Annotated in this window: 12 protein-coding genes and 1 pseudogene; 11 read left to right on the forward strand and 2 right to left on the reverse strand. The window is 53.5% G+C overall.

Features of this window, described 5'->3' with window-relative positions:
• Positions 1-109 precede the first annotated feature (109 nt).
• The 4 genes from rhaB to rhaM are packed head-to-tail and all read left to right on the forward strand — an operon-like array spanning position 110 to position 3,991.
• Positions 110-1,582: a rhamnulokinase gene (gene rhaB / locus SPM24T3_RS05400; protein WP_009635703.1), complete on the forward strand. Its 1,473-nt coding sequence runs from the start codon at positions 110-112 to the stop codon at positions 1,580-1,582.
• On the forward strand, positions 1,579-2,835 hold the full coding sequence (locus tag SPM24T3_RS05405; RefSeq protein ID WP_009635704.1) for an L-rhamnose isomerase: 1,257 nt from the start codon (positions 1,579-1,581) through the stop codon (positions 2,833-2,835). The genes rhaB and SPM24T3_RS05405 overlap by 4 nt, the downstream gene beginning before the upstream one ends.
• Before the next feature lie 9 nt (positions 2,836-2,844).
• Positions 2,845-3,687 (forward strand): rhamnulose-1-phosphate aldolase, encoded by an 843-nt coding sequence (rhaD, locus tag SPM24T3_RS05410; RefSeq protein WP_009635705.1) that lies wholly within the window; start codon positions 2,845-2,847, stop codon positions 3,685-3,687.
• Positions 3,677-3,991, forward strand: coding sequence for an L-rhamnose mutarotase (gene rhaM, locus SPM24T3_RS05415; RefSeq protein WP_009635706.1), 315 nt, complete (start codon positions 3,677-3,679; stop codon positions 3,989-3,991). Before rhaD ends, rhaM begins: the two co-directional genes overlap by 11 nt.
• A gap of 25 nt (positions 3,992-4,016) precedes the next feature.
• Here the strand turns inward: rhaM and SPM24T3_RS24525 are convergent.
• Positions 4,017-4,115 (reverse strand): annotated as a pseudogene (locus SPM24T3_RS24525) (MarC family protein); the annotation flags it as partial.
• 121 nt (positions 4,116-4,236) lie between these two features.
• Between SPM24T3_RS24525 and SPM24T3_RS26035 the strand changes: the two are divergent.
• The gene (locus SPM24T3_RS26035) at positions 4,237-4,371 is read left to right on the forward strand and encodes a hypothetical protein (RefSeq protein ID WP_009635707.1); all 135 of its coding nucleotides are present in this window, start codon (positions 4,237-4,239) and stop codon (positions 4,369-4,371) included.
• Positions 4,372-4,373: 2 nt separating this feature from the next.
• Positions 4,374-4,673: an XRE family transcriptional regulator gene (locus SPM24T3_RS05420; RefSeq protein WP_009635708.1), complete on the forward strand. Its 300-nt coding sequence runs from the start codon at positions 4,374-4,376 to the stop codon at positions 4,671-4,673.
• A 94-nt stretch (positions 4,674-4,767) separates the two neighbouring features.
• Here the strand turns inward: SPM24T3_RS05420 and SPM24T3_RS05425 are convergent, their stop codons facing one another.
• Positions 4,768-5,361: a YhgN family NAAT transporter gene (locus SPM24T3_RS05425; RefSeq protein ID WP_009635709.1), complete on the reverse strand. Its 594-nt coding sequence runs from the start codon at positions 5,359-5,361 to the stop codon at positions 4,768-4,770.
• 360 nt (positions 5,362-5,721) lie between these two features.
• On the opposite strand from SPM24T3_RS05425, the gene asd reads away from it, so the two are divergent.
• From asd to glgA, 5 genes are all read left to right on the forward strand, one after another.
• A complete protein-coding gene (asd, locus tag SPM24T3_RS05430) occupies positions 5,722-6,825 on the forward strand; it encodes an aspartate-semialdehyde dehydrogenase (RefSeq protein ID WP_009635710.1) in 1,104 nt (367 codons plus the stop codon).
• 400 nt (positions 6,826-7,225) lie between these two features.
• Positions 7,226-9,412 carry a 1,4-alpha-glucan branching enzyme gene (gene glgB / locus SPM24T3_RS05435; protein WP_009635711.1) on the forward strand — a complete coding sequence of 729 codons (2,187 nt, stop codon included), beginning with the start codon at positions 7,226-7,228 and terminating at the stop codon, positions 9,410-9,412.
• On the forward strand, positions 9,412-11,400 hold the full coding sequence (gene glgX / locus SPM24T3_RS05440; protein WP_009635712.1) for a glycogen debranching protein GlgX: 1,989 nt from the start codon (positions 9,412-9,414) through the stop codon (positions 11,398-11,400). Before glgB ends, glgX begins: the two co-directional genes overlap by 1 nt.
• Positions 11,401-11,424: 24 nt before the next feature.
• On the forward strand, positions 11,425-12,702 hold the full coding sequence (gene glgC, locus SPM24T3_RS05445; protein WP_009635713.1) for a glucose-1-phosphate adenylyltransferase: 1,278 nt from the start codon (positions 11,425-11,427) through the stop codon (positions 12,700-12,702).
• 83 nt (positions 12,703-12,785) lie between these two features.
• Positions 12,786-14,216 (forward strand): glycogen synthase GlgA, encoded by a 1,431-nt coding sequence (gene glgA, locus SPM24T3_RS05450; RefSeq protein WP_009635714.1) that lies wholly within the window; start codon positions 12,786-12,788, stop codon positions 14,214-14,216.
• Positions 14,217-14,233: the final 17 nt, after the last annotated feature.

Consider the following 14,233-nt stretch of genomic DNA (forward strand, 5'->3'; position numbering starts at 1 on the left):
CTATCTTTGCGCAATTGCCAGCAACGCTTTTGCGCTGGCAGTTAGCAAAAGGCAGCAGATTGCAGGGGTTTTAGACTGGTGGCATTGAATTAGCAGGGACTGAAATCCAATGACCATTCGCCATATCGTTGCTATCGACCTCGGCGCTTCCAGCGGCCGTATCATGCTGGCCCGTTCCGATCTTGCCCAGGGTTCGCTGACTCTGCGCGAGGTCAGCCGTTTTGCTAATCAGCTGGTACAAATCGATGAACATGAATGCTGGGATGTTGATGCGTTGGAGCAGGCCATTCGCGCCGGTTTACGGCAGCTGGACGACGAAGGTATTGCGCTGGACAGTCTCGGCATCGATACCTGGGGCGTCGATTTTGTGTTACTGGATGCCTGCGGCCAGCGTCTTGCACCCGCTGTCTCTTATCGCGACCGGCGTACTCACGGTGTCATGAGCAAAGCGCAGCGCGAGCTGAGTGGTGAGGCGATCTACAAACAGACCGGCATTCAGTTTCTGCCTTTTAATACTCTCTATCAGATGCGCGCGCTAACGCAGGCGCAGCCCGAACTGGTGGAAAAAATCGCTCACGTTGTTCAAATTCCTGACTATTTGCACTATCGCCTGACCGGCAAGCTGTGCTGGGAATACACCAACGCCACCACCACGCAGATGCTGAATATTGAGAGCGGCGAATGGGACAGCAAACTGCTGCATTGGGCGGGAGCCAAGGCGTCATGGTTTGGGCCTACTTCTCAGCCCGGCCAGGCGGTGGGTGAATGGCATAACGCCAAAGGTAAAGGCGTGCCGGTGATTGCGGTTGCGACCCATGATACTGCCAGCGCGGTGTTGGGCACGCCACTGGCCGACATTGATGCGGCTTATCTCAGCTCTGGCACTTGGTCATTGATGGGTTTTGAAAGTCGGAGGCCATTCAACAACCGCGCTGCTCTGGCCGCCAATATCACCAATGAGGGCGGGGCAGAAGGGCGCTATCGGGTGCTAAAAAATATTATGGGCCTGTGGCTGCTGCAACGAGTCTGCGAAGAGCTGCACATCGATGACCTGTGTCAGCTGATCGAAGATGCCCGGCAGCAAACCGCCTGTCGCTGGCTTATCAATCCCAATGACGATCGCTTTATCAATCCGGGCAGCATGGTGCGTGAAATTCAGGATGCCTGCGTTGAAAACGCCATGCCTCAGCCGCAAACCGCTGCCGAACTGGCGCGCTGCATCTTTGACAGCCTGGCGCTGCTTTATCGTCAGGTGCTTGAAGAATTGACGCTGGTGCGCGGCAAATCTTTCAGCCAGCTGCATATTGTCGGCGGCGGTTGCCAGAATCATTTCCTTAACCAGCTGTGCGCCAATGCCTGCAATTTGCCGGTGGTCGCCGGGCCTGTCGAAGCTTCGACGCTGGGCAATATTGGCTGCCAGCTGATTGCACTCGGCGATATTCAAGACGTCACTGCCTTCCGCCAGCACGTTGCCAATCATTTTCCGTTACACCGAATTGAACCTCATTCTGATAGCGCTTTCGCAGCCCACTGGCCGCGTTTTCAGGCGCTGAGCCAATCCAATAAGGAATTTTGCTTATGACCAAGCTTATCGACCAGGCATTTGATCTCGCCAAACAGCGCTTTGCCGCCGTGGGTGTAGATGTCGAAGCCGCGTTATCACGACTGGACACGCTGCCGATTTCCATGCACTGCTGGCAGGGCGACGACGTGCGCGGGTTTGAGAATCCACAGGGCGCATTGACCGGCGGCATTCAGGCCACCGGTAATTATCCGGGCAGAGCGACGACGGCAGTGGAGCTACGCGCCGATCTCGACAAGGCGATGTCTTTGATTCCTGGTCCAAAGCGTTTGAATCTGCACGCGATTTATCTGGAGAGTGATCGGCCGGTCGAGCGCACCGACATCAAACCGCAGCACTTCAGCAACTGGGTCGAGTGGGCCAAAAAAAATCGTATCGGGCTGGATTTTAATCCGACCTGCTTCTCGCACGAACACAGCGCAGACGGTTTCACGCTGTCCAGTGCCAACGCGGAAATTCGTCAGTTCTGGATTGAGCACTGCAAGGCCAGCCGCAAGGTGTCTGCCTCGTTCGGCGAGCAGCTCGGCACGCCGTCGGTGATGAATATCTGGGTGCCGGATGGCATGAAAGATCTCACCGTTGACCGCCTCGGGCCGCGCCGGCGGCTGATGAGTTCACTCGATGAGATTATCAAAGAGAAGCTCAATCCGGCGCACCACATTGACGCGGTTGAAAGCAAACTGTTTGGCATTGGCGCGGAAAGTTATACCGTCGGCTCCAACGAATTCTGCCTCGGTTACGCCGCCAGCCGCCAGACTGCGCTGACGCTGGATGCCGGACATTTCCATCCGACCGAGGTCATTTCCGACAAGATCTCAACCGCCATGCTGTATGTGCCGCGGCTGCTGTTGCACGTCAGTCGCCCGGTACGTTGGGACAGCGATCACGTGGTGATCCTCGACGACGAAACGCAGGCCATCGCCAGCGAGATTGTGCGCAACAACCTGCTAGATAAGGTGCACATTGGCCTCGACTTCTTCGATGCCTCGATCAATCGCATCGCCGCCTGGGTGATTGGCACGCGCAATGCCAAAAAAGCCCTGTTGCGCGCGCTGCTCGAGCCTGTTGAACAGCTGCGCAAGGCCGAAAATGAGGGGGATTACACTCTGCGTCTGGCGCTGCTCGAAGAACAAAAATCACTGCCGTGGCAGGCCGTGTGGGAAACCTATTGCCTGCGTAACGACGTGCCCGCCGATGCAGGTTGGGTCACAGACGTGCGTCGCTATGAACAACAAATTCTCAGTCAACGTTAAGGATTTATCATGCAAAGCATTCTTTCTTCGTGGTTTGTGCAAGGAATGGTCAAGGCGACCAGCGACATGTGGCTGAAGGGCTGGGATGAGCGCAATGGTGGCAATATCAGCCTGAGATTACTGGAAGAGGAAGTCAGCCCTTTTACTGCTGATTTCGTCACCGAGCCGCGTCATATCGAGCTGACTCAGCCAGCGCCGCTGCTGGCAAACTGCTGGTTTTTGGTCACGGGTTCTGGCAAGTTTTTCCGCAACGTGCAGCTTGACCCTGCCGATAGCCTGGTGCTGTTACAGGTCAGCGAAGAGGGCACGTCTTATAAAATTCACTGGGGGCTGGTGAACGGTGGCGTGCCGACCTCCGAGCTGGCGTCGCATTTTCAGTCGCACAGCGTGCGCAAGCAGCTAACCCACGGTTCCGACCGGGTGATCATGCACTGTCATGCGACTAACTTTATGGCGCTAAGTTATGTGTTGGAGCTGGATGCGGCGAGCTTTACCCGTCAACTTTGGGAAGGCAGTACCGAGTGTCTGGTGGTGTTCCCGGACGGCGTTGGTATCGTGCCGTGGATGGTGCCGGGCACCGACGGCATCGGCGAAAAAACCGCTGAACAGATGAAGTCGCACAGCATCGTGCTGTGGCCTTTCCACGGTATTTTTGGCGCCGGGCCGACGCTGGATGAGACATTTGGACTGATCGACACCGCTGAAAAATCCTCGGAAGTCCTGGTGAAAGTGATCTCGATGGGCGGCATGAAGCAGACTATCAGCACTCAGGAGCTTATCGCCCTCGGCAAACGCTTTGGCGTTAATCCGTGGCAGGAGGCGCTGCACCTGGACAAACGCAATGTTGCGTAAAGCGTTTGTGATGCAGGTGCATCCGCACGCCCATGACGAATATCAGCGGCGACACTCACCTGTCTGGCCTGAGCTGGAGCAGACGCTTAAGGCTCACGGCGCTCACCACTACAGTATCTTTCTGGATCAGCAGAGAAATCTGCTGTTCGCCGTGGTGGAGATTGAATCGCAGGAGCGCTGGGACGCAGTGGCAAAAACCGCGGTTTGCCAGCGCTGGTGGCAGTCAATGTCGGCGCTGATGCCATCCAATGCGGACAATAGCCCGGTGAGCCAAGAACTGAAAAGCGTGTTCTATCTGCAATAGGATGGCGAAGCAGCAAGCTCAAACCCTAAATCTTCAAATATGCTCTCACGCCATCAAGGAACATCTGGGTTGAGAGCATCACCAGCACCAATCCCATCAAACGCTCCAGCGCATCGACGCTTTGAAATTAACGTTGTACAAAATTTGACTGTCATTATATTGACTACGCTCTATAATATAGACTGTAGTTGATAAGTGAGGCTACGGACGTTTCTCTCATAAAGGACTAACACGGATGTGGGAAGTTGAAACGTAATGCGGTTGTTTTTTGTTCTGGGGATAAAAAAGGTGCAAACGAGCAGAAGTTTTATACAGAGATGATTCGAACCGCAGACGCTGAATTTGATCGTCATCTGAAAAAATTGAATTTGGAGAAGTAACTATGGCGACATTAAAAGAACTTATGGCCCAGCGTACACCTGAAAGTCAGGAACGTATCAAAGCTATGGCGAATGAAATGCGTCTTGAAACTCGGCTCTATGAACTGCGTGAACAGCTGAATTTGTCTCAGAAAGAAGTCGCTGAGGCAATGGGCATCAAGCAGCCCTCTGTGGTGGCTATTGAACAGCGCGGAAGTGAGATGAAAATTGACACTTTGAGGCGTTATGTCGAGGCATTGGGCGGAAAACTTAGCATCGACGTTGAGCTGCCGGGTGGAAAACATTTTGGTTTTACGGTTTAAATCACCGATAACTTTTTTAAATCCTCGTTTTAATAAATTTTCATTCTACAGGTTTAAAAACTGGTTGCTCCCCATGGCTGCGGGGAGCAAAACTCTAAATCTTCAAATATGCTCTCACGCCATCAAGGAACATCTGGGTTGAGAGCATCACCAGCACCAATCCCATCAAACGCTCCAGCGCATCGACGCCGCGATCGCCCAACAGCCGCAGAAACACGTTCGACAGCAGTAAAATACACATCGACAGACCCCAGGCAATTAACAGCGCCAGCGTCAGGTGGCCGATTTGATTTGGATACTGATGCGACAGCAGCATCAACGAAGCCAGTATCGATGGGCCAGCGACCAGCGGGATAGCCAGCGGTACTAAAAACGGCTCTTCACCCGCCGGTAAGCCGCTGCTGTTATTGTCGTGCGAAGGAAAAATCATCTTGATGGCAATCAGGAACAGGATGATCCCGCCGGAAATTGACACCGTTTCAGTCCGCAGATTCAGGAATGACAAGATCTTCTCACCGGCAAACAGAAAGATCAGCATCAGCAGCAGGGCGATCAGCATCTCGCGGATCAACACTACGCGACGGCGTTTCGGATCCAGATGCTTAAGCACTGACATAAAGATCGGCAGGTTGCCCAGCGGATCCATAATCAAAAATAATAAAACTGTTGCCGAGATCATTTCAGTCATTTCAACGCGTTCCTTAGCCTGCATCTTTGAAGTTATAGCGGTGTTAGCTGCAATTGCCCACAGCAATCACCGGCTTGTTGTTATGAAATATAAAAAATCCCCTCTCAATCGACTCGCCATCTGCCTGGCTCAACCCCTGATGACTTTGGCTATAATTTAGAGAATATAAGCAATGCTGCTAACAAAGCGTCTGGTATCGATTAAATTCACTTGCCACTTACTGTACATTTTGTAAGGTATACACTCGCGCGCTAACAGGGCAACAAGCCGCACTGTCACCCGTTTCGAGGGGTGATTTGTGCCAAAACGGTGCAAACGCGCAATCAATGCAGTTATCACCCTCAGGGCAGGACAGTTATTATGAAAAATGTAGGTTTCGTCGGCTGGCGCGGTATGGTCGGTTCTGTGCTCATGCAACGCATGACAGAAGAGCGCGATTTTGACGCCATTCGTCCGGTATTCTTCTCCACTTCGCAGCACGGCCAGGCTTCGCCAGTATTTGGCGGCCATCAGGGCACGCTGCAAGACGCCTTTGATATCGACGCGCTGAGTGCGCTGGATATTATCATTACCTGTCAGGGCGGGGATTATACCAATGAAATCTATCCAAAGCTGCGTGAAAGCGGCTGGCAGGGTTATTGGATCGACGCCGCTTCTTCTTTAAGAATGAAAGACGACGCGATCATTATTCTGGATCCGGTTAATAGCTCAGTGATCCATGAAGGTATTGATAAAGGCATCAAAACTTTTGTTGGCGGTAACTGTACCGTCAGTCTGATGCTGATGTCGCTGGGCGGCCTGTTTGCCAACGACCTGGTTGAGTGGGCATCGGTTGCTACCTATCAGGCGGCGTCCGGTGGTGGTGCGCGTCACATGCGCGAGCTGCTGACCCAAATGGGCATGCTGCATAACTCTGTCGCTCACGAGCTGCAAAATCCTGCTTCCGCTATTCTTGATATCGAGCGCAAGGTTACCGAACTGACTCGCAGCGGCACTCTGCCGACTGACAACTTCGGCGTGCCTTTGGCCGGTGGTCTTATCCCGTGGATCGATAAACAGCTGGAAAATGGCCAGACCAAAGAAGAGTGGAAAGGTCAGGCCGAGACCAATAAAATCCTGCGAACTTCCAGCGTGATCCCGGTTGACGGCCTGTGCGTGCGCATCGGCGCGCTGCGCTGCCACAGCCAGGCGTTTACTCTGAAACTGAAAAAAGACGTGTCTATCCCTGAAATCGAACAGATTTTGGCGACGCACAACGACTGGGTCCGCGTTATTCCTAACGATCGTGAACTGTCGATGCGTGAGCTGACCCCGGCTGCCGTCACCGGTACGTTGAACACCCCGGTTGGCCGTCTGCGTAAGCTGAACATGGGCCCTGAATATCTGTCCGCTTTTACCGTGGGCGATCAGCTGTTATGGGGCGCTGCAGAACCACTGCGCCGCATGCTGCGTATTCTGCTGTAATCCATCTTTGCACGTTATCTCAGGGATACCATTTGGTATCCCTTTTTTATTTTCTTTTTGCTGTGAAATTGGCTGTTTTATCACCGTTTTGTAGCGTGTTATCTTTTCTAAAAATTTCTTTTAATTCAGACCTTGCTCCTTGAAAGCTTTGGCTATGCTTAGTAAGGGCAGAATAAGATTTTGAGTATGGCATTTGTCTGTATTTTCAAAATTTGTGAATACAGACGGATATTGTTGGCTGACTCTGCGCATAGTGAGGAGATGGGTATTCTTGAAGGATTAAATCTGGCAAATAGGCCATTTTCAGGATGAAAGCACGACGCTAAAGGAAAAAATGCTCGGGCCGAGACAATGTTGTTTATTGGAGTTTGTTGATTAATTGATCACAGGATGAAACACCATGCCAGTACTTCCCGATCAGCACGTCGTTAACCAAATTTTTTCCGGCCGCTATGCCGATCCCTTTTCACTGCTAGGGATGCACGAAGTGGCCGCAGGTTTGGAAGTGCGTGCTCTTTTACCGGATGCCGACCAGGTTTGGGTCATCGACCCGCAGAAACAGAGTCGGGTTGCGGAGCTGCGACGCTATGACGAACGCGGCTTTTTTGTCGGCCTGATGCCGCGCCGCAAAAAATTTTTCCGCTACCAGCTTGAGGTCCGCTGGGGCGATGACACCTATATCATTGATGATGCCTACCGCTTTGGCACGCTATTGCAGGATATGGATATCTGGCTGTTGGCGGAAGGCACGCACATGCGTCCCTATGAAAAGCTGGGCGCGCACCCTATGACGCTGGATGGTGTCGAGGGCGTGAGTTTTGCCGTCTGGGCACCCAACGCCACGCGTATCTCCGTGGTTGGCGAGTTTAACTTCTGGGATGGACGCCGTCATCCTATGCGTTTGCGTCGCGAAAATGGTATTTGGGAACTGTTTATCCCCGCCGCGCGCGAAGGCCAACTTTACAAGTTTGAAATTATCGACTGCTACGGGCACATGAGTCTGCGGGCTGATCCTTACGCCTTTGAGGCGCAGATGCGTCCGGAAACCGCCTCGCTGATACGAAAAATCCCCGACGTGGTCGAGTTCTCCCCACAGCGTAAAAAAGCCAACGCCTTTGACCAGCCGGTCTCGGTTTATGAAGTTCATCTCGGGTCCTGGCGTCGCCATACCGACGATAATTTCTGGCTAAGCTACGGCGAACTGGCCGAGCAGCTGGTGCAGTATGTTAAATGGATGGGCTTCACGCACATCGAGCTGATGCCGATCAACGAGCATCCTTTTGATGGCAGCTGGGGCTACCAACCGCTGGGCATGTATGCCCCAACACGGCGCTATGGTTCTCCCGTCGAGTTCAAGGCGTTTGTCGATGCGGCTCACGCGGCCGGGCTAAACGTGATCCTCGACTGGGTGCCGGGTCACTTTCCGAGTGATGCCTACGGGCTGGCGAAGTTTGACGGTACCGCGCTGTATGAATACGCCGATCCCCGCGAAGGATATCACCAGGACTGGAACACGCTAATTTACAACTATGGCCGTCATGAGGTTCGCAACTATCTGGCGGGTAATGGTTTTTACTGGATTGAGCGCTATGGTATCGATGGCCTGCGGGTGGATGCAGTGGCGTCGATGATTTATCGCGATTACAGCCGCAAAGCCGGGGAATGGATCCCCAATTACTTTGGCGGTCGCGAAAACCTCGAGGCGATCTCCTTCCTGCGCTATACCAATCAGACCATTGGCCGTGAGCTGGGCGGCGCGGTTACGCTGGCCGAAGAATCTACCGATTATCCTGGCGTCACCATGCCGCCGGACGCCAACGGTCTTGGCTTCCATTACAAGTGGAACATGGGGTGGATGAACGACACGCTGCGCTATATGCAGCTCGATCCGGTTCACCGAAAATATCACCATAATCTTCTCACTTTCGGCGTACTTTATGCCTACAGCGAGAACTTTATGCTGCCGCTGTCTCACGATGAGGTGGTGCATGGCAAAGGTTCGCTGATCGATAAAATGCCCGGCGACGCCTGGCAGAAATTTGCCAACCTGCGCGCATATTACGGTTTTATGTGGGCGCATCCGGGTAAGAAACTTTTATTTATGGGCTGTGAATTCGCACAGGGCCGAGAATGGAACTTTAACCAAAGTCTCGACTGGCATCTGCTCGATGACCAAAACGGCTGGCACGCCGGTGTGCAACATCTGGTGCGCGATCTCAACCACACCTATCGCGAGCAGTCTGCGCTGTATGAGCTGGACTTCAACCCGCGCGGCTTTGAATGGCTGGTGGTCGATGACCATGAAAATTCGATATTTGCCTTTGCCCGCCGCGATGATCAGGGCAACGAGATCATTGTTATCAGCAACTTCACGCCGGTTCCGCGCTATAACTATCGGATTGGCGTCGGCCGCCCGGGGCGTTATCGCGAAGTGCTGAACACCGATGCCCATTACTATCACGGCAGCAACGTCGGTAACGTCGGCGAGGTCTACACTGATCCTTATCCGAGCCATCAGCGCGATCACTCTGTTTCGCTGGTTATCCCTCCTCTGGCAACCATTTATCTGCGCCGGGAGGATTGCTGATGAACTCTCTTCAGCCCGGCAAGCCCGCACCGTTTGGAGCGAGTTACGACGGAAATGGCATTAATTTTTGCCTGTTTTCTGCCGAGGCTGAAAAGATTGAGCTTTGCCTGTTTGACGAACAGGGCAACGAAAAACGCCTGCCGCTGCATGCCAGAAGTGGCAACCGCTGGCACGGCTATTTGCCGGGTGGAAAAGTGGGCCAGCGCTACGGCTATCGCGTTCACGGGCCGTTTAATCCCGCCACCGGCCATCGTTTTAATGCACACAAGCTGCTGATAGACCCCAGCGCGCACGCGTTGGAAGGCTCGCTGGTAGACGATCCTTGTCTCAATGGCGGCATTGATATCCTCGACACGCGCGACAGTGCCGATCTAGTGCCGAAATCGGTGGTTACCGCCGATAAATTTGACTGGCATCGTGATGTCTCTCCGGCTGTTCCCTGGGGCAGAACCGTGATTTATGAGGCCCACGTGCGCGGTTTGACGCAGCTTCATCCCGAGATCCCCGAGGCGCTGCGTGGAACCTATGCCGCGCTGGGTCATCCGGTAATGCTGGCCTATTTTAAAAAGCTCGGCATAACTGCACTGGAACTGTTACCGGTACAGCATCACGCCGATGAGCCAAGGCTACAGCGGTTAGGTTTGAGTAATTACTGGGGTTACAACGTGTTAGGCCCCTGTGCTTTGGAGCCGGATTACGCCAGCGGCCAAAACGGCGTCAGCGCGATAGATGAATTTAAAACCGCCATTATGGCGCTGCATCAGGCGGGCATTGAAGTGATTCTCGACGTGGTGTTTAACCACAGCGCCGAGCTGGACGTGGGCGGGCCGACGGTCTCGTTACGCGGTCTCGACAATCGCGCCTGGTACTGGCTCAACGAAGACGGCAGCGACAACAATCTTACCGGCTGTGGTAACGCGATGCGTTTGATTGACGAGGATATTATTGCCTGGACACTCGACAGCCTGCGTTACTGGGTCAAAAGCTTCCACATCGACGGTTTTCGTTTTGATCTCGGAACGTTACTGGGCCGCACGCCGGAATATTTGGTGGATTCACCGCTGTTCAGAGCGATCAAGGCCGATCCGCTGCTGAGCAACTGCAAGCTGATTGCCGAGCCGTGGGACATTGGTGCGGGCGGTTATCAGGTGGGTAATTTTCCCTATCCTTTCGCCGAGTGGAGCGATCGCTGGCGTGACGATATCCGTAAATTCTGGCTGCACGGCACGCTGCCGCTGGGGCAGTTCGCGACTCGTTTTTCGGCCTCTGACGATCTGTTTGAACATGAGGGCCGTTTGCCTTATTCAGCCATTAATATGCTGACCGCGCACGACGGATTTACGCTGCGTGATTTAGTAAGTTTTAACGAGAAGCACAATGAGAGCAACGGCGAGAACAACCGCGACGGCCACGATAACAACTACAGCCAGAACCACGGTGAAGAGGGCCTGAACGCCTCCGCTGCCGTTAGCCAGCAGCGGCGTTTGAGCCAAAGAGCACTGCTGGCAACGCTGCTGTTATCGCAGGGCACGCCGATGCTGCTGGCGGGTGACGAATTCGGTAATTCACAGCAAGGCAATAACAATGCCTATTGCCAGAATAACGAAATCAGCTGGCTGGACTGGCAGAACGGCGACAGCGGGCTGACTGATTATGTGGCGGCACTGATCGCGTTACGCAAAAAAATTCCGGCACTGACGCGAGACAAATGGTGGCAGGGAACTTCTGAAGATGTGCATTGGCTAGACCGCTGGGGGCAGCCGATGACCACACCCGGCTGGGAACAAGGCGGGCAGCAATGTTTGCAAATTTTATTGTCCGACCGCTGGTTACTGGTGGTTAATTCATCACTGAATGACGTCGAAATGGCATTACCTGAAGGCCGCTGGCAGTGTGTTGCGCCCTTTGGCAATGAACAGCAAAACGTCAGGGAAGGCTCGTCTTGGCGGGCAACGGCAAAAACACTCTGCGTATTGATCCAAGGTTAGCAGGGCATCAGAAAGGGTTCAGCTATGGCTACATTAGAATTTAATGACCGCATGATGTTGGCGAGACAACTGCCTCTCAAATCGGTAGCGCTGATCCTGGCCGGTGGAAGGGGATCGCGTCTAAAAGATCTCACGAACACCCGAGCCAAACCCGCAGTTCATTTTGGCGGCAAGTTTCGGATTATTGATTTTGCCCTGTCGAACTGCCTCAACTCGGGGATCCGCCGGATCGGCGTGATCACGCAGTATCAATCGCACACGCTGGTGCAGCATATTCAGCGCGGCTGGTCATTCCTAAACGAAGAAATGAATGAGTTTGTCGACCTGCTTCCGGCACAGCAACGCCAGATGACCGAGAACTGGTACAAAGGTACCGCTGATGCGGTTTATCAGAATCTGGATATTATTCGCCGCTATAACGCCGAATACGTGGTTATCCTCGCCGGGGACCATATTTACAAGATGGATTACTCGCGCATGTTGATCGATCACGTCGAAAAAGGCGGCGAATGTACCGTAGCCTGTCTCGAAGTTCCGCTGGAAGAGGCGAGCGAATTCGGCGTCATGGACGTGGCTGAAAATTACCAGATTAAGTCATTTCTCGAGAAACCCAAGAATCCGCCGTCGATTCCCGGCCAACCTGACAAGGCAATGGCCAGCATGGGGGTCTATATTTTTAATGCGGACTATTTATTCAGTTTACTGGAAGAGGATATGGCCAGTGAAGAATCGAGCCATGATTTTGGTAAGGATCTGATCCCTAAAATTACTCGTCAGGGCGTTGCCTGGGCGCATCCTTTCCAGCTGTCCTGCGTAACCTCGAACAATGAATTACCGCCATATTGGCGCGACGTGGGCACGATAGACGCCTACTGGCGCGCCAATCTGGACCTGGCTTCGGTGACGCCGGAGCTGGACATGTACGACACCAATTGGCCAATTCGCACACATATGGAACCGCTGCCGCCTGCCAAATTTGTGCAAGACCGTTCGGGAAGTCATGGCATGACCATGAACTCGCTGGTCTCGGGAGGCTGTATTGTTTCTGGATCGGTAGTTGTACATTCAGTGCTTTTTCCGCGCGTGCGCATTAATTCATTTTGCAATATCGACTCAAGCATCCTATTACCTGATGTTAACGTCGGCCGCTCCTGCCGTCTGCGTCGGTGTGTGATAGACAGAGCTTGCCATATCCCGGAAGGCATGGTGATTGGAGAGAATGCAGAGGAAGACAGCAAGCGTTTTTATCGGTCGGAAAGCGGGATCGTTCTAGTGACCCGCAGCATGCTGGCGAAATTATAGCGCTGGCGACAAGATCGAATTATTCACTTATTTCAGTTCGCGCCAATCAACGAAGGTAGCGCGATGAAAATTCAGGAGCGAGAATGCAGGTTTTACATGTTTGTTCCGAGCTGTTTCCTCTGTTGAAAACTGGCGGTCTTGCTGACGTTGCCGGCGCTTTGCCCGCCGCGCAAATTGCCGAGGGGGATGACGTTCGAGTGCTGATTCCTGCTTTTCCCGATGTCAAAAAAGGCATGGGTGAAACGCAGTTAGTCGCCTCCATAGACACCTTCGCCGGCCACGTAGACCTGCGTTTTGCTCTCTACAACGGGGTAGGGATCTATCTGATCGATACTCCTTATCTCTACAACCGGCCCGGCAGCCCGTATCACGATCAGTCCTCCAACGCATATGTAGACAACCATTTGCGGTTTGGCCTGTTGAGCTGGATCGCCTGCGAGCTGGCGTGTGGGCTTGACCCTCATTGGAAGCCGGAAGTGGTTCATTCCCACGACTGGCATGCCGGTTTAACTTCGGCCTACATTGTTGCTCGCGGGCGTCCGGCAAAAACAGTATTTACTGTTCACAACCTGGCGTTTCAGGGGCTGTTTTTTGCTCAGCATCTGGCCGAATTACAGCTGCCAGCCGAGTTTTTCCAGATGCGCGGCCTCGAATTTTACGGGCAGATTTCCTTCCTCAAGGCCGGGCTGTTCTATTCTGATCACGTCACTACGGTCAGCCCGACCTATGCCAAAGAGATCACTCAACCGGCATTTGGTTACGGCATGGAATCACTGCTGCTTGAGCGGCTTAGCGAAGGCAAGCTGACCGGGATCCTCAACGGGGTTGACGAGGCCATTTGGGAACCTAAAACCGACGTGCTGTTGTCCGCGCGTTACAGCGCCGATGACTTGCGCGCCAAGGCAATCAACAAAGCTTATTTACAACGCGCCATGGGGCTTGACGTGGACGACTCGCGGCTGGTTTTTGCCGTGGTGAGCCGTCTGACCAGCCAGAAAGGGCTGGATTTGGTGCTCGAAGGATTACCCGAGCTGCTCGAGCAAGGCGGGCAACTGGCGGTGTTGGGCGCGGGTGATGCTGTGCTGCAACAGGCGTTTTTGGCCGCGGCGGCAGACCATCCCGGACAAGTCGGCGTTCAGCTGGGTTATCACGAAGCTTTTTCACACCGCATTATCGCCGGTGCCGACGTCATCATGGTGCCGAGCCGGTTTGAGCCGTGCGGATTAACGCAACTTTATGGTTTGAAATACGGCACTTTGCCGCTGGTGCGCCGCACTGGGGGACTCGCCGATACCGTTGTTGATTGTGCGCTGGAAAACCTGGCCGATGGCACAGCCAGTGGATTTGTATTTGAAGAAAGCACCGGAAAGTCGCTAAGTAATGCGATCCGCCGTGCCTTCGTGCTGTGGAGTCGTCCGAAACATTGGCGGCACGTTCAGCATCATGCAATGGGAATTGATTTTGGTTGGAAAGTAGCTGCGCAGGCTTATAAGAGCCTTTATCAACGGCTTTGAACCACAAACATAATTGG

Source organism: Serratia sp. M24T3, assembly GCF_000257645.1.
GTDB lineage: Bacteria > Pseudomonadota > Gammaproteobacteria > Enterobacterales > Enterobacteriaceae > Rouxiella.

Excerpts from the sequence above, each read along its gene's own strand:
- glgX (WP_009635712.1), top strand. The coding sequence starts at position 9,412 with ATGAACTCTCTTCAGCCCGGCAAGCCCGCACCGTTTGGAGCGAGTTAC.
- SPM24T3_RS05425 (WP_009635709.1), bottom strand. The coding sequence starts at position 5,361 with ATGACTGAAATGATCTCGGCAACAGTTTTATTATTTTTGATTATGGAT.
- rhaB (WP_009635703.1), top strand. The coding sequence starts at position 110 with ATGACCATTCGCCATATCGTTGCTATCGACCTCGGCGCTTCCAGCGGC.
- glgC (WP_009635713.1), top strand. The coding sequence starts at position 11,425 with ATGGCTACATTAGAATTTAATGACCGCATGATGTTGGCGAGACAACTG.
- glgB (WP_009635711.1), top strand. The coding sequence starts at position 7,226 with ATGCCAGTACTTCCCGATCAGCACGTCGTTAACCAAATTTTTTCCGGC.
- SPM24T3_RS05420 (WP_009635708.1), top strand. The coding sequence starts at position 4,374 with ATGGCGACATTAAAAGAACTTATGGCCCAGCGTACACCTGAAAGTCAG.
- glgA (WP_009635714.1), top strand. The coding sequence starts at position 12,786 with ATGCAGGTTTTACATGTTTGTTCCGAGCTGTTTCCTCTGTTGAAAACT.
- asd (WP_009635710.1), top strand. The coding sequence starts at position 5,722 with ATGAAAAATGTAGGTTTCGTCGGCTGGCGCGGTATGGTCGGTTCTGTG.
- SPM24T3_RS05405 (WP_009635704.1), top strand. The coding sequence starts at position 1,579 with ATGACCAAGCTTATCGACCAGGCATTTGATCTCGCCAAACAGCGCTTT.
- rhaM (WP_009635706.1), top strand. The coding sequence starts at position 3,677 with ATGTTGCGTAAAGCGTTTGTGATGCAGGTGCATCCGCACGCCCATGAC.
- rhaD (WP_009635705.1), top strand. The coding sequence starts at position 2,845 with ATGCAAAGCATTCTTTCTTCGTGGTTTGTGCAAGGAATGGTCAAGGCG.